The 25,439-nt window shown below is 65.3% G+C and carries 22 protein-coding genes and 1 pseudogene; 6 read left to right on the plus strand and 17 right to left on the minus strand.

What is annotated here, in order from left to right; all coding sequences use genetic code 11:
* Positions 1–251 precede the first annotated feature (251 nt).
* The 3 genes from M3461_10890 to M3461_10900 are packed head-to-tail and all read right to left on the minus strand — an operon-like array spanning position 252 to position 3,126.
* Positions 252–1,397, minus strand: a complete 1,146-nt coding sequence (locus M3461_10890) for a response regulator (protein MDQ3774820.1) — start codon at positions 1,395–1,397, stop codon at positions 252–254.
* Positions 1,394–1,768 (minus strand): response regulator, encoded by a 375-nt coding sequence (locus M3461_10895; protein ID MDQ3774821.1) that lies wholly within the window; start codon positions 1,766–1,768, stop codon positions 1,394–1,396. Before M3461_10895 ends, M3461_10890 begins: the two co-directional genes overlap by 4 nt.
* Positions 1,765–3,126 (minus strand): ATP-binding protein, encoded by a 1,362-nt coding sequence (locus M3461_10900; GenBank protein ID MDQ3774822.1) that lies wholly within the window; start codon positions 3,124–3,126, stop codon positions 1,765–1,767. The genes M3461_10895 and M3461_10900 overlap by 4 nt, the downstream gene beginning before the upstream one ends.
* Before the next feature lie 466 nt (positions 3,127–3,592).
* Between M3461_10900 and M3461_10905 the strand changes: the two genes are divergently transcribed.
* Positions 3,593–4,030: an FkbM family methyltransferase gene (locus tag M3461_10905; GenBank protein ID MDQ3774823.1), complete on the plus strand. Its 438-nt coding sequence runs from the start codon at positions 3,593–3,595 to the stop codon at positions 4,028–4,030.
* Here the strand turns inward: M3461_10905 and dnaE are convergent.
* Both dnaE and M3461_10915 read right to left on the minus strand, forming a co-directional pair.
* Entirely contained in the window at positions 4,009–7,467 is a 3,459-nt protein-coding gene (dnaE, locus tag M3461_10910) for a DNA polymerase III subunit alpha (protein ID MDQ3774824.1), read from the minus strand. The genes M3461_10905 and dnaE overlap by 22 nt on opposite strands.
* A gap of 159 nt (positions 7,468–7,626) precedes the next feature.
* Positions 7,627–7,821 carry a hypothetical protein gene (locus tag M3461_10915; GenBank protein MDQ3774825.1) on the minus strand — a complete coding sequence of 65 codons (195 nt, stop codon included), beginning with the start codon at positions 7,819–7,821 and terminating at the stop codon, positions 7,627–7,629.
* Between the two features lie 1,204 nt (positions 7,822–9,025).
* Between M3461_10915 and M3461_10920 the strand changes: the two genes are divergently transcribed.
* From M3461_10920 to M3461_10940, 5 genes are all read left to right on the plus strand, one after another.
* A complete protein-coding gene (locus M3461_10920; GenBank protein MDQ3774826.1) occupies positions 9,026–9,958 on the plus strand; it encodes a glycosyltransferase family 2 protein in 933 nt (310 codons plus the stop codon).
* Between the two features lie 78 nt (positions 9,959–10,036).
* Positions 10,037–10,729: a class I SAM-dependent methyltransferase gene (locus tag M3461_10925; GenBank protein MDQ3774827.1), complete on the plus strand. Its 693-nt coding sequence runs from the start codon at positions 10,037–10,039 to the stop codon at positions 10,727–10,729.
* Positions 10,726–11,109, plus strand: coding sequence for a GtrA family protein (locus M3461_10930; GenBank protein ID MDQ3774828.1), 384 nt, complete (start codon positions 10,726–10,728; stop codon positions 11,107–11,109). Before M3461_10925 ends, M3461_10930 begins: the two co-directional genes overlap by 4 nt.
* A gap of 359 nt (positions 11,110–11,468) precedes the next feature.
* The gene (locus M3461_10935) at positions 11,469–11,744 is read left to right on the plus strand and encodes a helix-hairpin-helix domain-containing protein (GenBank protein ID MDQ3774829.1); all 276 of its coding nucleotides are present in this window, start codon (positions 11,469–11,471) and stop codon (positions 11,742–11,744) included.
* Between the two features lie 262 nt (positions 11,745–12,006).
* Positions 12,007–13,278, plus strand: a complete 1,272-nt coding sequence (locus M3461_10940) for a serine protease (protein MDQ3774830.1) — start codon at positions 12,007–12,009, stop codon at positions 13,276–13,278.
* Between the two features lie 90 nt (positions 13,279–13,368).
* On the opposite strand, the pseudogene aspA reads toward M3461_10940, so the two are convergent.
* From aspA to M3461_11000, 12 genes and pseudogenes are all read right to left on the minus strand, one after another.
* Positions 13,369–13,707 (minus strand): annotated as a pseudogene (gene aspA, locus M3461_10945) (aspartate ammonia-lyase).
* 65 nt (positions 13,708–13,772) lie between these two features.
* Positions 13,773–14,504: a hypothetical protein gene (locus M3461_10950; GenBank protein MDQ3774831.1), complete on the minus strand. Its 732-nt coding sequence runs from the start codon at positions 14,502–14,504 to the stop codon at positions 13,773–13,775.
* Complete coding sequence (locus M3461_10955) at positions 14,453–15,064, minus strand: hypothetical protein (protein MDQ3774832.1); 612 nt, start codon at positions 15,062–15,064, stop codon at positions 14,453–14,455. The genes M3461_10950 and M3461_10955 overlap by 52 nt, the downstream gene beginning before the upstream one ends.
* 100 nt (positions 15,065–15,164) lie before the next feature.
* Positions 15,165–16,196: a VWA domain-containing protein gene (locus tag M3461_10960; protein MDQ3774833.1), complete on the minus strand. Its 1,032-nt coding sequence runs from the start codon at positions 16,194–16,196 to the stop codon at positions 15,165–15,167.
* Positions 16,193–17,284, minus strand: coding sequence for a VWA domain-containing protein (locus M3461_10965; GenBank protein MDQ3774834.1), 1,092 nt, complete (start codon positions 17,282–17,284; stop codon positions 16,193–16,195). Before M3461_10965 ends, M3461_10960 begins: the two co-directional genes overlap by 4 nt.
* Entirely contained in the window at positions 17,274–18,605 is a 1,332-nt protein-coding gene (locus M3461_10970) for a hypothetical protein (protein ID MDQ3774835.1), read from the minus strand. The genes M3461_10965 and M3461_10970 overlap by 11 nt, the downstream gene beginning before the upstream one ends.
* An 11-nt stretch (positions 18,606–18,616) precedes the next feature.
* Positions 18,617–19,414 (minus strand): MotA/TolQ/ExbB proton channel family protein, encoded by a 798-nt coding sequence (locus tag M3461_10975; GenBank protein ID MDQ3774836.1) that lies wholly within the window; start codon positions 19,412–19,414, stop codon positions 18,617–18,619.
* A 95-nt stretch (positions 19,415–19,509) separates the two neighbouring features.
* On the minus strand, positions 19,510–19,761 hold the full coding sequence (locus tag M3461_10980; protein MDQ3774837.1) for a hypothetical protein: 252 nt from the start codon (positions 19,759–19,761) through the stop codon (positions 19,510–19,512).
* Positions 19,758–21,809, minus strand: a complete 2,052-nt coding sequence (locus M3461_10985) for a PEGA domain-containing protein (GenBank protein ID MDQ3774838.1) — start codon at positions 21,807–21,809, stop codon at positions 19,758–19,760. The genes M3461_10980 and M3461_10985 overlap by 4 nt, the downstream gene beginning before the upstream one ends.
* A gap of 34 nt (positions 21,810–21,843) precedes the next feature.
* The gene (locus M3461_10990) at positions 21,844–23,391 is read right to left on the minus strand and encodes a hypothetical protein (GenBank protein ID MDQ3774839.1); all 1,548 of its coding nucleotides are present in this window, start codon (positions 23,389–23,391) and stop codon (positions 21,844–21,846) included.
* Positions 23,392–23,703: 312 nt separating this feature from the next.
* Complete coding sequence (locus M3461_10995) at positions 23,704–24,930, minus strand: hypothetical protein (protein MDQ3774840.1); 1,227 nt, start codon at positions 24,928–24,930, stop codon at positions 23,704–23,706.
* The coding region (locus tag M3461_11000) for a hypothetical protein (GenBank protein ID MDQ3774841.1) at positions 24,930–25,439 on the minus strand (510 nt) is incomplete at its 5' end. The genes M3461_10995 and M3461_11000, both read right to left, overlap by 1 nt.

Here is a 25,439-nt window from a genome sequence, read left to right on the forward strand (position 1 = left end):
CCGGACTTGGTTCTCTTCGGGACGGAGCTGTATGTGTCCTGACCTCTCCGGGCCCAGGCATACACAAACGGCTGACGCTCGCCGGTAGTCGCACGCTGCGGGGGCTGGGCGTGCGTCGGCTCCCCCAGACGGCGAGCGTCGTCAAGGAGCTGCCCGAGATCCAGCCAAACCCATGTAAAGTGTCGGGTACCTCCGGCACTGCTCCGTCCGGCAGAGGCCCCCTGTTTTCTCCATGCGGAGCCCGTCACACCTCAGGAACTACTACTCCAACTCCGAACACCGCTGCTGCAGAGCGCGACGATGTTGTATGCGGTCACGCGCCGGTGTATCCCTTTCAGCGAAAGCTCGCCGAGGGGCTCGGCGTGCACGCGCTCCTCGACCTTGCCGAACAGGCGCTGCGGGATCAGGATCTGGCCGGGGTTGGCCTCGACGCACAGGCGCGCCGCAAGGTTCGTGACCGGGCCGATCGCGCCGTAGTCGCGCCGGCCCTCGAAGCCGATCGCGCCGAGCGTCGCGTACCCGTTGGCGATCCCCACACCGAAGCCGAGATCGTGGCCGCGCTTCTTCCAGCCGGCGGCGAGCACGGCTACCGCGCCGCGCATCTCAAGTGCCATGCGGATCGCGCAGAGCTCGGGCTCATCGAGCGGTAGCGGATCGTTGAACAGGATCATGACGCCGTCGCCCGTGAAGTGCTCGATGGTGCCCTCGTGCGCCATGACGATGCGCCCGAGCGTGGCGTGGTAGTCGCGCAGCACGTCCATCACCTCCTCGGGCTCGGCGCTGTCGCTGAAGGCGGTGAAGCCGCGCAGATCGGTGAACACGACCGTGATCTCGCGCCGGTGGGTCCTGAGCGGGTCATCCACTTCGCCGGCGAGGATCAGCTCGCAAACGCGCGGCGAGACGAAGCGCTTCAGGCGCGCCAGGCGCTGCACCTCCGCGACCTCTTCCGCGACGCGTCGCTCGAGCTGCCGGTTCCACTCTGCGAGCTGCTCCGCCTGGCGTTTCACCTCGTCCTGTAGCGACTTGACACGCAGGAGCGATTTCACCCGCGCGAACAGCTCGGGCTGGTTAACCGGTTTCGGCAGGAAATCGTCCGCGCCCGCCTCGATGCCCTTGATCCGCTCTTGAATGGGGTCGAGCCAGGTGCAGAGCACCACGGGCAAGAGGGCGGTGGCGGGATTGCCGCGGATCGTGCGGCACACTTCGTAGCCGGAGATCCCGGGCATCATGATGTCGAGCAGCACCAGATCGGGGTCGTCGGCGGCCACCCTAGCGAGCGCCTCCTCGCCGTTCGCGGCCGTGGAGACCGCATAGCCCTGCAACGCAAGCAGATCGGCGAGGAGCTTGACGTTGGCCGGCGTGTCGTCGACGACCAGGATGCGCGCCGGCGTCTTCATGTGCGGCCGCTCTCCAAGAGGCGTTTCACGGTATCGACGAGCTCGCGCAGGACCATCGGCTTGGCGAGGAAGGCGTCGAATCCGGCCTGCGTGATGTGGGTGCGGTCGGTGGGGGTGACGGAGGCGGTGAGCGCGACCACCGGGATGCTCGAGGTCTTCGGGTCGGCGCGTAGCGCTGCGAACGCCTCGATCCCGCTGATCCCCGGGAGCCGGATGTCCATGAGCACGAGGTCGGGATTGCGCTCCCTGGCGAGCCGCACGCCGTCCTCGCCATTCACGGCCTCGATCGTCGCATAGCCCTTCGCCTGCAGCACGTCGCGCGCGAGCTTCATGTTCTTGTCGTTGTCCTCGACGATCAGGACAACCTTCATGCGGATCTCCTATGCCCGGAAAGCGTAAAGGTGAAGGTGGAGCCCTTGCCGGGAGCGCTCTCCAGGCGGATCTCGCCCCCATGCAGCTCGACGAACTGCTTGCTGAGCGCGAGCCCGAGGCCGGTGCCCGCGGCCTTGCGCCCGCTGTCGCGACCGACCTGCGTGAACGCCTCCCAGACCGCCGCTTGGTCTTCTGGTGCGATGCCCAGGCCCGTGTCGGCGATCGATACCTCGATCAGGGTGCCGATCGCCTTTGCGGCCACACTTACCGAGCCACCCTCCGGTGTGAACTTTACTGCGTTCGACATCAGGTTCAGCAGGATCTGCTTGAACTTGCGCTCATCCGCGCGGATCGAGCCGAGGCCCTGCGCGATCTCCAGCCGCAGCGCAATGCCGTGGCGCTCCGCGCGTTCGCGTACCAAGGTCATCGCATTCTGCAACGCCGCGGGGAGATCGAACTCCGAGATCTCCAGATCCATTCGTCCCGCCTCGATCTTGGACAGATCGAGGATGTCGTTGATGAGCGAGAGCAGGTGCCTGCCGGAAGAGTGGATGTCCTTGACGTACTCGTCCTGCTTCTCGTTGAGATCGCCGAAGTAGCGCTCGCCGAGTGCCTCGGAGAAGCCGATGATGGCGTTCAGCGGCGTGCGCAGCTCGTGCGACATGTTGGCGAGGAACTCCGACTTGTGCCGGTTGGCCACCTCGAGCTGGGCGCTTTTTTCCTGGATTTCGTTGAAAAGCCGCACGTTCTCGATGGCGATCACCGCCTGGTCTGCGAACGTCGTCACCAGTTCTATCTGCTTGTCGGTGAAGGGCTCGACCTCGGCGCCGCGGTTCATCCAGATCACGCCGATCGGTTCCCCGTCGCGCAGCATCGGTACGGCGAGTGAGGTCCGGTACTGGCCGATCCTCGCGAGCTCCTGGCGCGTGTACTCGGGATCCGCGAGCACATCGTGAATGTGGACGACGTGTCGCTCGAGGATCGCCCGTCCGGTTGCGGTACCACGATCTATCCGAACCGGTCTTTGACGTGCCTCGGCCAGCAAAGGGGAATCCGGCTCATAGTCGCGCGCCACACCGGGCAGGTAGGTGCCCTCCGCATCCGGTCGCAGCATCACGCCGCGTTTCGCGTTGCACAGGCGCGTGGCGTTGTCGATCAGGGTTTGCAGCACCGAGTCCAGATCGAAATTCGAGCGGCTGATGGCCTTGAGCACCTCGGCGGTCGCCGCCTGCTGACTCAGCGCTTCGTTGAGCTTGATAACTCCTTCATCGATCTCGCGCAGGGCGAGCTCGTAGTGCGCCTCGCACGCTCGGAGCGCCTCCTCGACCTCGCGCAGCCGCTTCGCCTCACCCGACATAGCGGAGTGAAAACGTGAAGGTCGGGCCGTAGCCCGCGTATCGGGGATCCAACCGCACAGACGCCACCTCGCGTACAGAGGGGAGGGTGCAGCCTATTGTCGCATAGCGGCGATTGGACCCGATAGGTGGGCCGCCGGCAGGCAGGGACGGGTATTGGGCCCCGGGGCTCGACCGCCGGCTCTCGAGGGCAGGGCTCGCTTGTGCTCATGAGCCTCTCCCCGCTGACGTCCATCCTTTGACCCTTCGATCCATACTTCCCAAGGATCGTAAGCGCCGCATCCCCACCCGGAGGCCCATTTTTGTGATCAGCGTTGTGAGCAACACGCCGAACCGTCCGCCAAAGGAACGCCACCGTTTTGCCCCCCGAGCGCCGAGGCGGCCCGACAACCGCCGCCACAACAAAAGCTAATCGTTGAGAACACGAGCATCGATACCGAGTTTACCGTAGGGGAGCCGATCGATTTTATGAAGATCGACGTTCAAGGCGGGGAGACCAGGGTGCTGCTTGGGGTGGACGGCATGCTCGGGACCCGGAGGATAAACCTCCTCTACGTCGAATGGTCGGGTGATCCGGGGGTAGTTCGGGCACTGGGCCACCATGAATATCGGATCTACGATTCAACTTACATGGCTATCCCGAGAATTCTCGATGTGAAACCCTTCGAAAAAATGGGGTTTGAGTTTATCGATGAGGTTAAGGTATCGACAGGCAAGGTTGCCTACGATCTACGATTGACCAGCAAGGAGCTGTCTCCCAGCGAGGCGATCGAGATGGTCAGAAAAGGCAATCTGGGTTATATTCAAACCGACTTGATCGCAGTTAGCGAAAACACCTTAGACCGTTTCCTGGAAGCCGCTGAACGATACGATAGGCGAAACGATCACGAACCGCCACCCCCGTAGTCGAGCCCCACCGCATCGCGGCCCAGGACCTGGGCCAGACGCTCCAAGAGGGCGTCGCTCGGCTGCACGCGATAGGGATCGGGCAGGGTCAGCTCGGCGCTCGCCCGAGTCCCTTGATAATCGATGACCACCGGGCACAGGCCCCTGGGTGATCCCTGCAGCAGGGACTTCAGCTCCGCCAGGAGCCCGTTGCAGAGCCCATCCGCCGTGAGGCGCAGCACCAGGCGGCGCGCGAGCTTTTCCCGTGCGGCCTCGATGTCGGTCAGGCGCTCGGCCGTGATCCGGTAGCCGCCGTTGAAATCGTCGATGCCGCAAACCCCCTCGGCGACCACGATGCGCCCCTTAGCGAGGACCTCGGCCACGGCCGGCAGCGTCTCGGCGTAGACCAGGACCTCGATGCGCGCACTCTGATCGTCCAGGGTGGCGATCGCCATGCGCCCGCGCCGTCCCTGGGTCGCGCGCAGGCCCGTGATGAGCCCGGCCACGCGGCGGCTTCCGGGCGTCAGATCCGCCAAACGGCACACAGAGAGCCGTACCAGCTCGTCGCGATAGCGATCGATGGGGTGGCCGCTGAGATAGAGCCCGAGCGCCTCCTTTTCACCGTTGAGCCGCTTTTCGTCGGACCACTCGGGCACGTCAGTGAAACCGAGCGTCACCTCGTCCGGGCTCGCCTCCGGGCCTTGCGGGAGACCGAACAGGTCCACCTGACCGGCGGCGCGATCGCGCAGGCGTTGCTCGGCCGACTGCAGGGCGGTATCGAGACTGGCCAGGATCGCGGCACGGCTGGGCCCCAGGCGGTCCAGGGCCCCGGCACGCGCCAGGGCCTCGGTGACGCGGCGATTCAGGCGTCTCGGGTCGACACGCCGGGTTAGATCGAAGAGGTCCCGGAACGGTCCCTGCGCCGCCCGCGCCTCGCCGAGGGCCTCGACCGCAGAGCGCCCCGCTCCCTTGATCGCGCCGAGCCCGTAGCGGATCGCCCCCCCCTCGGCGACCGTGAACGCGTGCTCCGAGTCGTTAACATGCGGCGCCAGGATCGGGATCCCCATGCGGCGGCACTCGGCGATCAGGGAGACGATCTTGTCCGTGTGGTCCATATCCGCGGACAAGACCGCGGCCATGAAGGCCGCCGGGTGATGGGCCTTGAGCCAGGCGGTCTGGTAGCTCAAGAGGGCGTAGGCGGCCGAGTGGGATTTATTGAAGCCATAGCCCGCGAACTTCTCCATGAGGTCGAAGATGACGCCGGCGAGCGCCGCGTCCACGCCGCGGCCCGCCGCGCCGTCGATGAAGACAGCGCGTTGCTTGGCCATCTCTCCGGGCTTCTTCTTGCCCATGGCGCGCCGCAGGAGATCCGCGGCCCCGAGCGAATACCCGGCCAGGACCTGGGCGATCTGCATGACCTGCTCCTGGTAGAGGATGACCCCGTAGGTCGGCGCCAGGATCGGCTCGAGCGCCGGGTGTTGATAGCGCACCGCGGCCCGCCCGTGCTTGCGCTCGATGAAATCGTCCACCATGCCCGATTGCAGGGGACCGGGCCGGAAAAGCGCCACCAACGCGATGAGGTCCTCGAAGCGGTCGGGTTTCAACCGTTTGACCAGTTCCTTCATGCCGCGTGATTCGAGCTGGAACACCGCGGTGGTCTCCCCGCTTCGAATGAGATCAAAGGCCGCGGGATCGTCTGGCGGCAGCCGCGCGATATCCAGGGTCGGGCCTTCGCGCCCGACGTTGATGGCGCGCACCGCCCAATCGATGATAGTGAGGGTGCGAAGTCCGAGAAAATCGAACTTCACGAGCCCCATGGCCTCGACATCCCCCATGTCGAACTGGGTCACCGGGGTGGTCGCGCCCTCTTCGCAGTAGAGCGGCATGAACTCGGTGAGCGGCGCGGGCGAGATCACGACCCCCCCGGCGTGGCGGCCGGCATTGCGGGTCAGGCCCTCCAGCCGTTTGGCGAGATCGATGATCTCCCGTACCTCCTCCTCGGCCTCGTAGCGGGCCTTGAGCGCCGGTTCCTCGGCCAATGCGCGCTCCAAGGTCATGTGCAGATCGAAGGGGATGAGCTTCGCGATCTGGTCCACGAATCCGTAGGTACGGCCAAGCACCCGGCCGACATCGCGCACCACCGCCTTTGCCGCCATGGTGCCGTAGGTGATGATCTGCGAGACGCGATCGCGCCCGTAACGCCCGGCGACGTATTCGATCACCTCGTCGCGCCGCTCCATGCAGAAGTCCACGTCGAAGTCCGGGAGCGAAACCCGCTCGGGGTTCAGGAAACGCTCGAAGAGGAGGTCATAGGCGATCGGATCGAGGTCCGTGATGGCGAGCGCATAAGCGCAGAGCGAGCCGGCACCGGAGCCGCGCCCCGGCCCGACCGGGATGCCTTCTTCCCGCGCGAACCGGATGAAATCGGCGACGATGAGGAAATAGCCGGCGAACCCCATATGCGTGATGACCTCGATCTCCCGCTCCAGGCGCTCCCGGTAGCGCCCGCGCTCGCTGTCGCCGCCGGCCGGGGGAGTCTGCTGCAAGCGGCGATCGAGACCCTCGCTGGCGACGCGACGGAGGTGCGCCTCAGGACCTTCACCAACGGGAGCGGGGAAATCGGGTAGGTGGTGGCGGCCGAGCCCGAGCTCCAGGTTACAGCGTTGCGCAAGGCACACGGCGTTCTCCAAGGCCTCGGGGATGCCCGCGAACAGCACCGCCATGTCCTCCGGCCCCTTGAGGTACTGCCCCTGGCTGTAGCGTCGCGGGCGCCTGGGATCGTCCAGCATGCGGCCCTCGTGGATGCACACCCGGGCCTCGTGGGCCTCGTAGTCTTCGGGCGTGAGGAAGCACACCTCGTTGGTCGCGACCACTGGGACATCACAGTCGGCCGCGAGCGCCAGCGCCCCTTCGATGTAGGCCTCCTCGCCCGGGCGGCCGGTGCGCTGCAGCTCGATATAGAAGCGCTCGGGGAAGGCCGACCGCCACTCGTCGAGCCGGCGCGTGGCCTCGGCGTGACCGCGCTTGGCGAGCACCTGCCCGACCTCGCCGGCGAGCCCGCCCGAGAGCAGGATCAGCCCCTCGGAGGCCTCGTTGAGCCACTCCCGCCGCACCACCGGGATCCCCTGGGACTGCCCCTCGGTGTAGCTCCGGGTCACGAGCCGGGTGAGGTTCCGGTAGCCGCTCTGGTCCTGGCACAAGGCCACGATGCGGGTGCGCTCCAGAGCCCCGCTGCGTGCGCCGGCGCCGCCCTGCACCCATAAATCCGCGCCGATGATGGGCTTCACCCCCCGTGCCTGGGCCGCACGATAGAACTTGACGAGCGAGAAGAGCGCGCTCTGATCGGTGACAGCCACGGCCGGCATGCCGAGCGCCGCCACGCGCTCGACGAGCTCGTCGATGCGGATGATGCCGTCGACCAGCGAATACTCGGTGTGGAGGTGGAGGTGGACGAACATCGGGGTTGGCGCTGGATAAGATGCCTTATTCTTTGGCCGGGGGCCGACCATGTTACTGCTATCGGTAGGTGGGTTAGACGCGCCCCAGCATGGTCTTCATCTCACTTCAAGGTCAATGCGCGTCGTAACCCACCGATCGACGAAGAGCGACGTGGCCAGTCACGTGAGCCAGTTGGCATACTGGACGCCCGATACCCGTTGATAGTGGCTGGCATTGTTTGTGACTACGATCAAACCCTGTTCGAGGCTGGTTGCCGCGATCAGGATGTCTTTGTCGCCGATCAAGACGCCCCGTTGAGGGAGACCGGCATAGATCATGGCCGCGCGGACAACGATCGCGTCCGTGAGTGGCAAAATGGTACTGAACACTACAGAGTTGATCTCGAGGCCAATGCGCCGTCGCGTTCTTTGCGTGTAAGCCACGGAGAATTTCGTATCGAGTAAAGATCGAGAACGTCAAGCGGTGATGTACCACGAAATACGCACGGGCACGCGCCCACGCGGTGGAGTGCTGGCGCATGACCACTGATAGAATATCCGTGTCGAGCGGAACCGCGCTGATCGGTCCGTTCACCACCGGTCGCCGAAGAAATCCCGCCAGCCTAGTGCAATGTGTTCTACCTCCGTCACGTAGCGGAGACAACCCGGCGTAGACGCTGGCCGCAAGGCCGAGAATCACGTCGCACGACTCGTCGGTCTCGACCACGAGGCGGACACGCTGCCCATCGCGCAAGGGAATGCGTGAGGGCCCGATCAAACGGAAGCTGCCGCGTTCGAAAATGGCATCAGGGTTTCGGTGGTCATCCTCTTCTCCTTTGCTGTGCGGCGGAACCGCCCGTATCGCTGTCCCATCGCGAACTAGTGTAGCATCTTTTGACCGGACCGGTTTGGGAAAGAGGGGCGAGAGTGCCGGCGGACATCTTGGGTCCAGCCGCCGCTTTGCAGCGGTCGCCAGCGCTGCGACATCAAAGCGTATAGCAATTCTTTAATGCAACAAGCTCCCACCTCGCACGCCGCAAGGTGGTCCGCCGCACTCGGTTTTAAACGGTGGTGGGAGAGATGTGCATCTAGGCGATCAGGCCCACGCAATTTCGCTGGTTTTCTCGCTAGCCAGCCAGGCGCCATACTTCGCAGCCTGGTATATGTCCTCTTTTTCCAGCTCTGGATAATGTCGGACTACGCGAAATGCATCGCCAAGCGCCCGGGCTGCCGAAGTGAGTTGCGCCGCCCACACTTATGGATTAGATTCGGACCAGGAAGGGCCTGATGCGGCGACGGGGGCTGGCGCGCGGGGTCAGACCAAAGGTCGCCTCGGCTACTGGGTGGTCGCCGACGGCGCGCGGGCGTGGGCGTGGGACCCCGAAGGGGCAGTCGCCGCCAGCTTGCCGGAATCGGCGATGGGAGCGGACGGAATTTGGGGCCCTCCACGTCTACCGAGTGGGGCCAACCTGGACGGCTGATCCGACACCGCCGCCAGTGATGTCAGAGGAACCGAACCGGGATCATGGCTGTTGGCTCTTTGGAGAACCGATTGGAAGGTGGGGGGGCCGCGCAAGAAATGCAACTGTGTATAGTCGTGCCTTGCTACAACGAAGAGGAGGTGCTGGAAGAAACGTGCGGCAGGTTGCTCGCATTACTGACCACGATGACCGACGCCCGCCAGGTTTCGCCCGCGAGCCGGATCTGCTTCGTCGATGATGGCAGCACCGATCGCACGTGGGCGCTCATAGAATCGCTGGCCGGAAAGGATGGGCGCGTGACCGGGATCAAGCTCAGTCGCAACCGCGGCCATCAGAACGCGTTGCTGGCCGGACTGCTCACCGCCGAAGGTGATGCCATCATCAGCGTGGATGCGGACCTGCAGGACGACATCGACGCGATCCCGAGGATGATCGAGCAGCTCACACGGGGTGCCGACATCGTTTTCGGAGTGCGCACCCGGCGCGACAACGACGCGATATTCAAACGCGTCACGGCCCACGCCTTCTATCGACTGATGAATCGGTTGGGCGCGCAGACGATCTACGACCACGCGGATTTCCGGCTGATGAGCAGGCGCGCGGTGGAGGCGCTGCGGCAATACCGCGAGGTGAACGTGTTCCTACGCGGCATCGTGCCGCTCGTCGGGTTCCCCACCGCGGTGGTAGAATACGAGCGCTCGCAGCGTTTGGCCGGTACATCCAAATATCCTCTTCGCAAGATGATCTCGTTCGCCCTCGAGGGTGTGACTTCATTCTCGGTGGTGCCGTTGCGTATCATCACGTTCATGGGTACCCTGGTGTTCTTGATCACCTTCGGGCTCGGCGTTTGGGTGCTGTATGTGCGCCTCTTTACCGATCTAGCCGTGCCGGGCTGGGCATCCACCATGCTGCCCATGTTCTTCCTGGGTGGCGTTCAGATCCTGTGCCTCGGCGTGATGGGTGAATATCTCGGAAGGTTGTACCAGGAAATGAAAGCACGACCCCGCTATATCATCGAAAAGAAGATCTGAGGCCCGGAATATTATCGCAGCCGCCCCGGTGGGCGGTAACAGATCGATCATTGGAGCTTCAACTAGCGGTCATGGGCCATGGATAGTGCAGAATTCGACAAGTTCGCCGACGAATATCTCGCGCTACACGCGCGAAATATCGCTATCACCGGAGAGCAGCCGGAGTTCTTCGCCGAGTACAAGGTTCGGGACGTGTACGAGATCCTCGCGGCGGAGGGCCGCCCCGTCGCGCGGATACTGGACTTCGGGGCGGGCATCGGGAACTCAGCGGTGTACTTCGGGAGCTACTTTGCCGACGCGCGGCTCGTGTGCGTCGATGTGTCTCTGCGATCGCTCATGCTGGGCCGCCAGCGATGCACGGAGGGCGCGGAGTTCGTCGCCTTCGATGGCGCCACGCTGCCCTTCGCCGACGGCAGGATCGATCTGGTCTTTGCCGGGTGCGTGTTCCACCACATTCCCCAGGAGAAGCACGTGCCGATCCTCAAGGAGTTGCGCCGGGTGCTGGTCCCGGGGGGCATGCTCAGTGTATTCGAGCATAACCCCCTGAACCCGCTGACCGTCCACGCCGTGCAGGCCTGCCCCTTCGATGACAACGCGGTGCTCATCCGTGCCGGGGCCATGCGTGCGCGGTTGCGGCAGGCGGGTTTCGAGGTGCCATCCCTCCGCTACCGTATTTTCTTCCCCCACGCGTTACGCGGGTTTCGGCCCTTGGAACGATGGCTCACCCGCCTGCCTTTGGGCGCTCAATACCACGTTTTCGCCACCCGATGACGGGCGGGAGACCCCTCGGCAGGTTCCTCGGCGTGGGGGCTGTCAACACCTTGATCGGGCTGGGTGTGATCTATGCCTGCAAGCGATTGCTCGGATTCGGCGACGTTTTAGCAAATGTGAGCGGTTATGCGGTGGGTCTGACGATCGGCTTTATGCTGAACAGGCACTGGACCTTCGGCCGCACGGGAAACGTGCGGGTCGCGGCCCTGCGCTTCCTCGCCGTGTTCGGCATCGCCTATTCTGTGAATCTGTTGTGCGTTCTATTGGCGATCAGGGCCGCTGGTCTCGACGACTATGTTTCTCAGGCCATCGGGATCTTACCCTATACGGCGATCTTCTATCTCGGTAGCCGCCTCTACGCCTTTCGTAGCGGCGGCTGATCCCCGGTTCGCCACCCCGCCACTTCGGACACGGGACTGTCATGGACGGCCGTACACCGGCCCGTCCGGCCCACCATGCCCGATGGCAGAACATCTCGCCCACGGTGGGTCACGACGGAGCGGAAACGGCGCCCGCAAGCATTTTAGGATGCGACAGATTGCCGCACCGCCCAGCCGTGCTCCCTCACGTGTTTTCGGGGGCCTTTGCCGACCGGCTAAAGTCCGCCGGCAAGTACCGCTAACCCCTTCCGGGTCCCCGGGGCGCAGACACGATGAGATGCCCCCCGCTCCCAAGCCGTACCCCGTACCAACGGGGTGCAAGATCGTCGAATATTTCAACCTCACGGAGAGACTTATTTATGTGGAAGAATCTCGCTGTCGCTGTGCTCTTGAGCGCCTCGTCCTTCGCCTTCGCTGCGGAATCGGTGGATATCAATACCGCAGACGCAGTGACCTTAGCGCAGGGCCTTCACGGGGTGGGTCCTGTCAAGGCCGAGGCCATCGTGGCCTACCGCGAAAAAAACGGGCCCTTCAAGTCAGTGGATGAGCTCGTAGCCGTACAGGGGATCGGCGAACAGACGGTCAAGATCAATCGCGAACATATGACCGTCGGGGCACCGACGCTCTCGGAGTAAGCCCCTCCCGCACCATATCCCTGCCCCGTGTGGGGCAGGGATCCTTTTCCTCACTCTCTAGCCCGCATTCCGGGGCGCCGTCTTGCTCCGGCTATGTCGCGTTGGTCGGGGGCGGGCCCTTGCGAAGCGCCCGGTGCAGGAAGCGGGTCGTGCGGGTGCGAGGGGACCTTTTCCCGAGCCGAGTCCGTTTGCCCCGGTCGCTTTAAGACCGGTGGCGCGATGCCGACAGCCACAGCGTCCTCAAACACGGAAGACCAAGACCATGCAACGGAAAAGCCTCCCGATCCCCTTCCGGCGTATCCCGTTGTGGGCCGCATTGATGGCCACGGCGCTGGTCCTGCCCGCGGCCTCTGCCTCGGAATACGAACGCATCGAGGCCGCTCCCGGCGTCTTTCTGCAGAGCGTCGATGGCCTCGCCTCTTCGCGACACGCATCGGGCCCGGAGGTCCACCATGCCCCGGTGACGCGTGCCGGCCGCATCGTCGGCGGCACGGAGACAACGATCACGCGCTGGCCGTGGCAGACGGCGATCGCCTTCCGGCCATCGGTCGCCTCCGGAAACGGCTTCCAGCGCCAGTTCTGCGGCGGCACGCTCGTCACGCCGACCTTCGTGGTCACCGCCGCCCACTGTTTCTACCGGGACGGCGGTTTCACCTCTCCCGACCAGTACTCGGTGATCACCGGGCGCACGCACCTTTCCAGCAGCGCGGGCCAGGAGATCGATTTCGACAGCTACTTTGTTCCGGTCGATGCGCTCGGCAATCCGCTTTTCAATCCCAACGAGTTTGAGTTCGACTTCGTGATCGTGAGGCTCAGTGCCCCATCGGTTTCACCCACGATCCAGATCGCGGGGCCGGACGAGCGCGCCACCTGGGCGTCCGGGCAGCCTGCCTTCATCACCGGCTGGGGCGACACCGCCGAGGGTGGGGGCGCATTTCCGGATGCCCTGCGGGTCGGGCGCGTGGCAATCACGGACGACCTGGCCTGCGCCGACAGTTACGCCGCCGTCGGCACCACCGTTCGCCCCGACACGATGCTGTGCGCCGGCCGGGTCGGAGGCGGCGTCGACAGCTGCCAGGGCGACAGCGGTGGCCCCATGGTCGTCCCGGTGTCCGGTGGCGGCTTCCGGCTCGTGGGCGACACGAGCTTCGGGATCGGCTGCGCACGGCCTGAGTTCCCGGGGGTCTACGGCCGCCTCGCCGACGACCCGTTGCGCTCGATCATCAGAGACTTCATCCTCACTCAGACCGGGATTGACGTGATCGGGTCCGGAGCCAGACCCGTTACCCTGACGATGATCACACGGGGGCCGAAGAGGGTTACCACCAGGACAAAGGCCAGGTTCGTGTTCCTTGCCAGCCAGCCGGGCTCGACTTTTCGCTGCAGGCTAGACCGCAGACGCGAAAGACCGTGCGCCTCGCCGTTCCTGGTCAGGGTGAAACCGGGGAAGCACAAGCTCAGGATAACGGCGGTGAGTCCCCTCGGCGCGCGCGGCCAGCCAGCAAGGCGCACGTGGAAGGTGCTCGAAAGGTAACACGCGGCGAAGCTTGACGGCGCCCGCTGGCGTAGACCTCGTACTCCCCGAGTGCTTCGAAGTCTTCGAGCACTTACGGGTTCTCCCGTATCCCCCCTTGGTCAGCTCCGCAGGGTCGAGGAGGCGGGCCAGCTCCGCCTCGGATAGGCCGGTGAGCTCGCGGGCGACGTCGCGTACCGGGCGGCCCTCCTGGTAGGCCTTCTTCGCGATCTCGGCGCCTTTTTCGTAGCCGATCACCGCGTTCAACGCGGTCACCAGGATCGGATTGCGTTCCAGCGCCCGAGTGAGCACCTCCTGGTTCACGCGGAATCCCGCGATGGCCCGATCGGCCAGGAGGCGCGCGGCGTTGCCGAGGATCTCGAGGCTCTGGCAGAGATCGTAGGCGATGACCAGCAGCATCACGTTCAACTGGAAGTTGCCGGACTGGCCCCCAGGGTGATAGTGAGGTCATTGCCGGATTTGTGGGGCCGGATTCATCCGGCCAGGGTCTGGGATCAGTTCAGAAAATTCCGCAACTGCTCGGCCATGCCCTGACAGGCATTGGCCTGCACCCGGGCCAGCAGCGGCACCGGGATGACGATGGCAGGCAGGTAGGATGTCCCCTGGGTCTCGGTGTTGATCTTGCCGGACAATGACAGCTCCTTGAAGTCCCAGATGCTGGCCTCGTAATTGGCCGCGTCGTCCCAGGTCACGAGGCCGAAACAGCCGCCGCCCCCGGGTCCGATGGCGCAGGCAATGGAACCGCTCTTGTCGACGGTTTCGGTGTAGCCGTTGATCCAGATGAAATAGCGCACGCGGAAATCGTTCAACTTCTGCGCGAGCTCGGGGATCTGGACTAGGCGTTCCAGGTTCTTCACATCGGTAGGCGCGGTGCTCGCTTCGAAGTACGGGTACATAGAATCCACGAAGGTTCGCTCGGAGATCACGTTTATGGGTTTGCCGCCCTTGGCGAGGTTCTCGCCGACACAGCGGATGAAATCGTCCTCGGTCTCGTGCTCGCTGTTGCTGCGCCGGCCGAGGACCACGACGGATTCGCCCGCCGCGATCTGCGTTTCCGTCGCGCGATGCTCGTCAATGACGGTGGTGCTTTTGCAGGCAGCAAGCAGGCCGAGCGCCACCCCCAGCAGGACAACCTGCGCCTTCGGGGCCCGCGGCAGGCGTCCCACGGCACGGATCAGCAGGCGTCTCCATAACGCTTGCAGTCCTTCGTCTTCCGCGCCAGCCACCGGCGCACTTCCTGCATCTGCTCGAACCCCAGCGCAAGCTTGGCGCCGGCGTCGCGCATCGCCAGGTTGATGGCCGTGGACAGCCCGTCGTCCTTGCTTTTCAGCAGTGCGGTTTCGGCTTTGCCGTATCCGGTCACCGGCCATTCCGCCACGAGCTGCCCGTCGCTGTCGTACAGCTGCAGCCGGTACTTTATCCACGCCTCGTACAGGTCGGTCTTGGTCTCTGCCGGCAGGGCGAACTGCATTTCCACGACGCTCGGCGCAATCACGCCCGCCACGCCGGCAACGCTGCTGGTGCCGGCGGCCGGGGTCACCGCCTGGAACATGGACGGCAGGATGCGGTCGAAGAGGGCGACCTGGGACTCACCGCTTTCGATCTTCCAGTCCGGCCGGTCCTCGGTATTTTCGGTATACGCATAGCTGCGCAGCGCCGGATCGTAGTACAACCCCATGTTGAGGGGGATCCGGCTCAAGGTGGGGACCGGCACCTCGGTATCGACCTTGATCTTGGCCGACTGCGAGCATCCGGCCGCCAGCGCCAGCACGCCTAGGAACAGCACGCGGCGGACTCTCGCCCGCGACATTCGCGGCATTCTCTGATGCATGCATTTCATCCCGTCCAACGTTTTTTCGACGCCGCGGCCGGGCCTTGGTTCCCGGTCAGAACGGCGTCCCGATAGTGTAGCGGAATTTGGACGCGGTGCTGCGGAAGTCGTTCAGGCCCACGAACGTGCCCATGTTACGCCGCGTCATTTCCCGCATCAGGTTTGCAAAGCGCGCACCGGTGACCTGCTGGGCGCCGAACTGCACCGGGAAGCCGATTGCATGGATGCGGATCTGTGGCACACCGCCATTGTTCTTCGGATTGAGCCGCTCCACCTCGTCCAGCACGCGGCGCACCGAGTCGCCGGTGAAGTCATCGCCGAACACATAAATGCTGATGCGCCGGCCCGGATCGTAGTAGGTCCGGATGGCCTTCTCGATGCCCTCCACCGGGCTGCTGTTGCTGAACGGGTTCCAGGTGCGCAGCCGGTCCACGATGATCTTACGCCGGGCGGGGGAATCCGGGATCCATTTGCCGCGGTAACCCTGGAACATGTACCCGCCCTGGTCGTCGAGCACCTGGATGCCCCGAACTTTGGGGTAGATCTCCAGCACACCGATCATCTCCTGCATGACACGGTTCCATGCGTACTGGAACATGCTGCCGGAAGTGTCGATCACAAAGATGATGTACTCGCTGTCCACGGGGATCCCCCCCGCGAGATCGGTGCGCACCTGCTGGCGTTGCGCGGACAGCCGCCGCATCTCCTCGGTGAGCTTCTGCAGCGCGGCCTGCAATTCGCCCTTGCGCGCCGCATCGCCGCCGGCGGATTTTCCCTGTCCGGCGGCACGGTCGCGGATTGCGCCCAGTTCACCGGAGAGCCGCGCAACCCGCTCCTTGAATTCGGACAGCTGTTCACGCGCAGCGGTCAGTTTCCGGTTCAGCACGCGGGCCGTGCCGCGGATCTCGAACAGCTTCTCCTGCAGATCGGCGATCACGCCGTCAAGCGGCTGTGGCGCCGGCTCCAGCACGAGCGGCTCGCCGGGCTTGGAGATCATCACCAGCAGGATGATTGCCCCGAGGCCGCAGGTGATCACGTCCAGGAAGGACAGGCTGAACACCTCCACGTCGCGCCGCTGCCGCCTCATGGCCAGTCCGCCGCCGGACTCAGGAAGGAGCCACCGCTCGCCACCGCCAGGCCCCAGAAGGAAAATGCCGCCATGGGATCCCCTTCCATGGGCAGCAGAATGGTGTTCATTGGCACACCGTCCGGCAACTGATTGGCCGCGGCATTGAACAACTTGAGGCGCTCGCTGCCGGACACCTTACCGCCGCCCGGCGGAGCCAGCCCCTGGGTCGGCAGCCCGTCGGTGATCAGGTAGACGTTGTCCGGCAGCGGGCGCAACCGGGCGATGGCCTGGAAGGCGCGCTGCAGGCTGGTGCCGCCCTCCGGGACCGCAGCCCGGGCCGCCGCGACCGCGCTGTCCAGCTGGGCGCCATTGCTGACATTCAGCCACTGCCCCTCCGTCCCCGGGATCGCAGTCCTGACGTCGGTGTTGAAGAAATACACCTGGTACCGGCTGCCCGTCGGAAAGCGCGTGGTCAGCCAGTCCAGCGTGTCCACCGCCTGGCGCCATTTGGGCGATCCGGTCCTGCGCGCATCCGTCATGTTCTTGCGCCGGATGACGTTCACCAGGGTCTCGTCCAGCATGCTGGCCGAGATGTCCAGCAGCACGAGAATGCGCTCCCCGCCGATCTGCAGGCCGGTTAGGTATTGCCGCGTGCCTTCGCCGCTGAACGTGCGCGTGTGCTCGCTGGTCTTTTCCCGCTCCTGTTCCATCTGCCGCTTCTTGAGTTCCAGGTTCCTGACCTGGGCCTCAAGCGTGGCAAGTTCATCCGCCACGGAACTGGCGCGCTTCGCTTCCGTTTCGCCCTGTGCCTGGCGGATCTGTTCCTGAATGCGGCGCACGAGGCCTTCGACAACCACTCTCTGCCGCTCCACTTCCGCGATGGTGTTGCGCAGTTCAGCAAGTCCCTTCTGTCCGTCGAGTATCTCCTTTTCCAGCAGGCTGACCTCGCCGTGCTGATCCGGCGGCGTGGAGGTGACCGGCACCAAGGTGGCATTGGCGTTGTGCTTGATGATCAGGAACAACAGCACCATGGCCCCGAGCCCGCAGGACATGATGTCCAGGAACGACAGGCTGAAGGCAGGCAGGGGTCGGCGGTTACGGGCCATCCGGGCTGACGGCGCTGATCAGCGAGTACACGGTGTCGGATCCGGCAAAACTGATCCTGTCGCCGGCGGCAAGCCGGCGCGAGCCGGCTAGACGCTCCCCGTTCACGTACATGGTGATATCGCTCAGGGGGACGACGCTGGTTTCCACGCCGTTGCGCGTCACCGCACAGGCGGAAGTCGGCTGCCGCGTCGCGCTCACCGAGCCGCGCGTGGAAAGATAAAGATACAGGGTCTGCTGGTTGAGCGGAAACGCCTTGTGGCCGTGGAGCAGGTGCGTGACCTGCTCGGCGCGGGCCGGATGCACCGCCGTCGGCGCCTCTGACGCGGATTGCGAGAGCGCGGAGTGCGGCGGGGCGGGAAGCCGCGTGACGAAGTTCAAGTTCGGGCCCGCGCTGCGGATCCGGTCCATGTGCAGAATGCATGAGCGCCGCACCGCCTCCTCGGGCAGGGACAGCACCGCCGCGCAGGCGCCGGACAGTCCGGGCAGCGCCGCCGCGCGATCGCCGAGCAACACGGGACGATCCGGCTCCAGGCGTTGCAGCATAGCGGCGTACTCCCTTTGCAGCCGCCCGACCATGCTGTCGCGGGTCAGGCGTGCCTGCTGGCGTGACTGCCCGGTGGCAATGTCCAGCATGACCTCCTGCTGGTTGAGCAGCGCGGACAGGCAGCGCGGCAGCTGGTCATACACCGCCTGCTCGGTCTCGGCGCGGTGCAGCGGGTCGAAGCGCGACTGCTGTATGAACGTATCGGCGATGAGTTCTGCGGCGGCGTCATGGAACGCCTGAACACCTGGGCCCTCGACCACGTCCACGCTGTGCCGCTCCACCTGCTCATGCACATCGATGCGCGTCAGCACCGCCTGGTGCAACTGCAATTCGAGGTGCTGGTAGCGCCCGGGGCCGGCGACACCGGCCACGGCCGCGACGACGGCCTCCACGAGGCCCACGGCCTTGAACGGGCAGGACTGGCTGATGCCGAGGAGCAGCGCCAGTTGCGCGGTGGTGAAATTCCCCGGCACGGCAAAGATCACTTCCTTCGGCTTGCCCGCCCGTTCATACAACGAGAGCAGCTGATGCCACGCCAGGTCCGCGTTGTGGCGCAGCGGCCCCGCGGGGGCCGGCCATGGGTCCTGGCTCAGCGCCGACCAGAACCGGTTGAACGTGTGGCGCGGATGCAGTTGCGCCATCCGTGCGGCCTGCTCGCCGAGGTACAGGTTATCGCCCTGGATGACGGCGACGCCGGGGCAGCGGAGCAGCAGGCGATCCCCCTGGCTGAGGCGGATCTCCGCATCGTTCAGCTCGATGATGCAGGCCTGGGACATGGGCTGGGGCGTCAGCGCACCTGCAGATGGCTGATCAGATTGGTGTCGCAGTAGTGCTGCGCATCCAGCACCAGGCGCTCCTGCAACAGCTGCAACTGGTGCATCAGGAACATGATGATCATGCTGACAACGAGCGCGATGAACGTGGAGTTGAAGGCCACGCCCAGGCTGACCGTGACGCCGACGATGTCGCCCTCCACGGCCCTTTGCGCCTGGCCCAGGGCGTCGCCGATGCCGCGCACCGTGCCCAGGAAGCCGATGGACGGGATGGCCCAGATGATATAGCGCACCAGCGAGAGCTCCGAGTCGAGCCGATCCGACTCCACGTCGCAGACGTCGCGCACGGCCGCCGCCGCATCCTGGATGCTGCGCGTGGACCCGAAGCGCTGCAGCGCCGTGAGCAGGGCGCGCGGCAGCAGATACTCGCGCTGATCCGCGGGCAGCGCCTGCAGCGGGCGCGCAAACTTGCGCGCATCCTCCGGCAGGATGCTGATGCCCTCGGTCACCTCCAGCAGCGAGTGGCGCAGCAGGCGGCGTTCCTCGATGGTCTGATATAGCTTGAGCCCCATGATGGCCACGGCCCACAACGCCAGGATGATCTCGGACTCCTGCTCATAGTCCTTCAGCACAATATAGATCGAGCGCGGCATCTCGGCCGCCTCGGCGGCCTGCTGCCGGGCGCGCTGCTCGGCCAGCAGCGCGTCCGCATTCGGCCAGACCACCATCACGTAGAACGTGTGCACCAGGATGATGGACACGATCAGCGAGGCGAGGTGGAAGAAGAAGTCGGAGATGACTGTATGCCTCATGACAACTCAGCCAATGGAATGTGGGGAAGAAATCGGGAACGGGCTGTGCGCATTGGGCAAGACAGAATGCATTACCCCCATATTCCCTATTCCAATTAGATATCCACCGGAAACGACACCGACAGATCCTCGGAGATCTCCTGGCTCGGCATGAACGTTTCCGGGCTCCTGGGCGCTGCCGGCGGTGGTACCGCTTGCGCCGGCGTTTCAGCCTGTTTCTCCCCGGACGTGGCGGCGGGCGCGGGTGACGCGTCGCCCGAACCCGATGCGGGCTCCTCCGCGGCCAGCGGCGTGCCGCACAACAGCGCCCACAGCAGCAGGGTTGCGAGCAGTCTCAAGTCCGTCACTCTAGATAGCGGGCGATGCGGAAACCCACATCATCGCGCCCCCCCATGCCATAGTCCCGAAAGCTCAGGCGAAGCTCCGTCACGGTGCCGTGCGCCCAGCCGGCCCCGCGGATCACATGGTGCTGCCCACCGGCCGATCCCTGCGGGTCGGTCATGGGCGTGGTCCGTTCCACCGGCACGTCGTACCAGTTGTGCACCCACTCGGCGACATTGCCATCCAGATCAAACAGGCCCTTGCTGTTTGGGGCGAAGCTGCCCACCGGAGCAGACACCGAATAACCGTCCTGATACTTTTCCAGCACCTGGGCCGCGTAGCCCACCGCGGACTGGTCGGCGTAATTGCCGCTCCTGGGCGGCGGAGCCAGGGACTCGCCCCACGCAAACCGGGACATGGTGCCGCCGGGCTGGTAGCGGGCCGCCCACTCCCACTCCGCCTCGGTCGGCAGCCGGTAACCCGCCGCGCCGGAGTTGGTGCCCAATACCCTGCCGTCCCGGACCTGGTAGAACGGTTGCAGGCCGTCCTTTTCACCCAGCCAGTTGCAGAACAACGCCGCCTGTTCCCAGGTGATCTTGACCACCGGCTGCGTGGCCCCATCCAGGCTTTTCTGCTGGAAGCTCCCCGAGCTGTGCGTGGGATCGAAGGCCTTGAACTCGGCATTGGTCACTTCCTTCAGGGCGAGATAGAACGGACGCTTAAGCATGACTTCGCGCAGCGCCTCATTGGCGCGGCGGCCGGGTTCACGGCGCGAGGCGCCCAGCGTGAACCTGCCGTCAGGGCGAAACAGTTTCAGCACCTGCCCGCCCGAGGTGGTGATCTGGGGCTTGATGGAGGCCAGCCGGGCCTCCTCCTCGGTCTGCAATCGCACCTGTATCTGTTGCGGGATGCCGGCGCGGGGTGTCAACGTGGTCTCAAAGGCGACGTATCCCGGTTTCCGGATGCGGATGGTGTGTGGCCGGGTGTTCAGCTGCACCGTTTGCGCCGCGACGCCGCGCGGCTCGCCGTCAATGATCAGCTCCGCGTCCTCGGGGGTGGCGCGGATGTCCACGCTGGCCAGGTCGGGCAGGAGTCCCACCTCGAGCGCGCGACGCTCCCCCGATGCGAGCCGCACGCTGCGCTCGGCACTGGCATAACCGTCGTGGAACAGGCGCACGCTGGCGGTTTGCCCCGGCGCCAGCGCCAGTTCGATGGGTGTGCGCCCCTGGAAGGTGCCGTCCAGGGTCACACTGGCGCCGGCGGGACGGCTGCGCAGCTCGAGGATGGCATCGGCCGGTTGGAGCGTAATCGCGGGCAGTTCCAGCGACTGTCCCGCGACCACTTGCAGCATATCCGCATGCGGCTTGTACCCGGACAACTGCAGCCGCAGCTTGCGTCTGCCCTCCAGGATCTCCAGCGTGAGCGGCGTCCGTCCCCGGGGCTGTTCGTCTACATAGATCTCGGCCCCCGCAGGGTCGGAGCCTAGTGTCACGTCGGCCCAGGCGGGTTTGAGCTGCAGGTTCAGTTCCTGCTCCATACCCATCCCCTCGACATCCACTGATTGTTCCCAAGGCTGATAACGGTCAGCGCCGGCGCGCACAGTGTAGGTCCCCGCCTTCAGGTCATCCAGCACTAGAGGCGTGCGGCCGCGGACCGTGCCGTTCACGGTCACTTGCGCCGCAACCGGGGTCGACAGGATTCGCAGCCGGCCCGGAAGCTTTTCCAGCGTGAAGGATTTGCGCTGGTTTTGTTCGTTTCCCACGTCCAGCGACGCGCGCAACGTGTGGTAACCCTCCGCCCGGAGGGTGACTTCGTAGCGCCCGGTCCGGAGCAACAGCCGGTTGCCAAGCTGTAATTTCAGCAGTGCCGCCACTTCGACTGCGGCACCCACGGGTTCGGTCACGATGTGAACCGAGCGGGCCGACAGCACGAACCAGGCCGCGGCCGCGCAAACTGCGAGGATTGCGCCCGCGGCCAGCGCCGCCGGCCGAACGCGCCAATTGCGACCCGACCGCGCACCGGTGGGAGGCGAGAACGGCGCAGGCCGGATCACGCCGCCCTGCTCAAACGGCATGGGCTCGATGCTCTGGAATTCCGGCTGATTCAGTTCAATTGACCGTGGCAATTGGTTCCACGCACTGGATCTGCACCGGGGGTGGGGCCGCATTGGCGCTCAGCGTGAGCTCAACGCGCACGTCCCGGCACCCGGTGCGCGTCCCGGTGATAACGTACCTGCCCGGCCGCAGCGTGACCTGTTTGCTGGTGAAGCGGCCCAACTTGCCGACGCGGTATACGGTCACGTCGGTCTCCCCGTCAGAATTGAGCGTTACCGTGACCGGAATGCGCGCCTCCTCCAGCAGCGTGGACAGCACAGCCATCTGCCGCTTGAGCCTGGTGCCGGGTGAGGAGATCGTCGCAGCCCGGTCCAGCAAGGCCCGGGTTTCCTCGTACACGCGATCATCGGCCAGCCGTTCCGGCCGCGCGCCGACCTCCGCCAGTTGCCGGTCCAGATCCCTGCGCGCCATTGCCCCAGTCCGGCCGTCCCGCGCCGCGAGCTGGTTGCCGTCCAGTTTGAGTGCCGCCTCATATTTGGCCACGGCCTTGCCCCAATCTTCGACCTCTTCCGCCGCGTGCGCTGCAGCCAGGTGCTGCTTAATACCGACGGAGGTGAGGCGCGTCTCCGCCTGCCGCAGGGCGTCCGCGGCCTCGGGCGCACCGGGCTTGAGGCGCAGTGCCTCGGCAAAGCGGCCGCGCGCCGCGGCGAAGTCCCCGGCACTCAACGCCGCAAAGCCGGCGCTCATCGCCTCCTGGTAGGCCCGCGCGCCCAGTTCACGCCGCGCCGATTGCAGGCTTTCCCCCGCCAGGGCCGATTCCGGGTCCAGGTCCCGGGCCTGCTGAAATGTATTCGCCGCCGCGGCTAGATCGCCGCGCCGGGCGAGTTCCTCGCCCTGCCGGATCAGGGCCATCACCTGGTCCAGCTTACCGGCGCGTTCCGCGCCTTTGACGGCAGCGGCGTCATCTGGGCGGATCAATAAAGCGGTGGAAAACGCGGCGCCGGCCGCGGTGGCATTCCCATCGTTCAGTGCCTGTGCGCCTTTGGCCATGGCGTCTCTGAAAACCGTTTCCGATTGCTTGAGCAAAGCCTGAAGTTCGGCAAGCGCGGCCTGGTAAGCGCTGCGCGCCGCAGGGAAGTCCAGCGAATGATAGCCGCGATCACCGCCGGCGATCCGGTCCGCGGCGCTGCGATGGGCCGGCCCGGCCCAGGTCTCGACGCCAATACCTTTCAGACCATTGTCCAGTTCGCGCAACTGCTCGAGCAGATCCTGTGCCTCGGTGCGCGCCGCGGCGGCCTCCGCATCGGTGGGCGCGCCGGGAGGGGTGTTTTCAGGTTGCGACTCGGGCGCGTGGGCGGGCTGGGCCTGCGGCGCGGCGGACGAGATTTCCGGAGCGCGGGTCGGGCGCTGGGCGGATTGCCAGCGGGGAAGGGCGAATATGACCGCGAGGGCAAGGCACAACAGGACGCCGAGGGCGAGCAACGGCACCACGGTGCCGCGCCGCATCACGGGGACCGCAGGGGTGCCGGCGTTGCCCGGAGCAGGGGCGAGATTGACCGGCGCCGGAGCGATGCGATCAAAGGAGTGCGGTTGTTGGTCCATGGCAAGGGGGCCCTGATGCCACATCAGGCCGCCGTTTGTTCCGGAATCGAAACTGCCGTCTAAATAGGTGTTCCGAATTGTGCTACAAGTCCGGACCCTGTGCAGCCTGATCCCCCGGTTTGCGGACCCACCGTGAATACCTGCTGAGCTGCGCAGTCCTGCTTCGCTCGCAGGTCCAGGGTTCGCCCTCCTGGCGAACCCGTTCGGCGCTTCGCGCCTCACCCATGTAGGCTGGCGCGCCACATCCCCGCGGCTGACGGTCTGCTGCCGGGGGATCAGGCAGCCGTTTGATCTGGAATTCAGAACACCTATTTAGTTCCGTGCCGGTGCGGGCGCCGGCTCTGCGCCGGTCTCGGTGCGATAGATCTCCTGCAGGATTTCACGCCACTGGGCGTACTGCTGGTCCACCGTGCCCGACAGGGTCACGGTCCGATCCTCCAGTTCCAGCTGGTGCGGTTCGATGTCCGCATCCAGCGAGGCCGCGATCTCCTTCAGGGATTCGAGGTGCAGCTTTGCCTCCGCGTTCCGGTCGAGCGCGCTTTTCACCATCATCGTGCCGGCGCCGATGCCGACTATGCCGGCCATCGTGCCCAGCGTCTGCACACCGGGATTGTCGCTGCTGCCGCCGGCCACCGCGGCCGCGATGCTGCCTAGGATGGTCAGCGCGCCGCCCACCATGCGCCGTGTCGAGGACGCCCGGGTCGCGCGCAACTGGTGAATCTCCGAATAGCTTTCCTGGCGCCATTGCTGGTACGGGTTGCGCATTTTCGCGGCGAACGCGGTGTAATAGTCCTGCAGCGTGTCCACGAACAGGTTGTCCCGCTCGCGAATGCGGCGCAGCCGTTCCATCAGCGGATCGTTCTCCGCCGGCAGGCGCAGGACGCTGTAGCGCCCCTTGCCGTCCCTGGCGAGGTAGCCGGAATACACTTCGGGCGCGAAGCGCTCGGCAAACCGCAGTTCCGTGATGGTGCGCAGCGTCCTGACCTGCCCCGGGCCCGACTGGGTGCGGAACGCGGCCATGTCGCTGGCGATGCGATTGTAGAGGCCCTGGAAGGGCTCAATGGATTTGCTCAGCTGCTTGTCATAGGAATATTTGCTGGCCTCTTCCTCGTAGGTGCGCGTGAACCACTCCCGTCCCGAGGAGTCCTGCACAGTGATCCGCAGTTTCAGAAATTCGCCGTCGGATTCCAGGATCCTGCCGTCCACGAATAGATCCATTTCGCTGCGCCGATCCGGCACCATGCGCACCACGCCCCAGCTGCCGGTGTTCTGCAGCGTGGTGGTGAGCAAAGCCGGGAAATAGCGCGCTTCCGCCTCGCGCACCTCGGGATAGATCAGTTCAAGTTCCTTGTCGCTGAGTCCCTCGGTACCGGGGTCAAAAATGTTTATTCCCACGTCCAGCAACATGGATTCCGGCACCGGGCCGCCGGCTTCAGGCTGCACCGGCGCTTGGGACGTGGTTTTCACAGTCGTGCTGTTGCAGCCGGGCAGCAGAGCGGCCAGCAACAGCCACAGCGTCAGGGCACGCAAGGTATTCATCACTCTTTCACCGGTATTCCTTTGTACTTTCGATATTCATTCCAGAGTTTCTCCCGCAGCACCGGATCCGGCTCCTGCATCGCAGCCTCGCGCAGTTGCCCCGCGACCACGTCATCATCATCGCCACGCGGAATATCCGGCGGAACGGCCGCCACCGCTACGGGGGAATGATCCCCGGCGCGGGTCGGCGCCGGCATGGCCGGCATCCCGCCGCCGGCGGAATTGGATGCACTGTTGCCGCGCCCGCCGCCTCCTGTGAGCGGTGGCGCGGTATCCGCCTCGCTGCCGTCGCCGACCAACCCGCCTCGGTCCGCGCCGCTACCGGACCCGTCACCGAGGCCGCTGCCTGAGTCCTCCTCATCGGCGCCGAGCGTGCCGCTGTCGCGCTGCCGGGCCGCCGCCGCGGCGCGTTCATCCAGCAACATGCCGTCGAACTTCGCGAGCTGCTCGTTCAGCCGCCCGTCGAGCAATATGACCCGCTCTTCGCCCGTCATGGCGCCGGCCGCGCC

Source organism: Pseudomonadota bacterium (genome assembly GCA_030860485.1).
In the GTDB taxonomy this organism is placed as follows: Bacteria; Pseudomonadota; Gammaproteobacteria; order JACCXJ01; family JACCXJ01; genus JACCXJ01.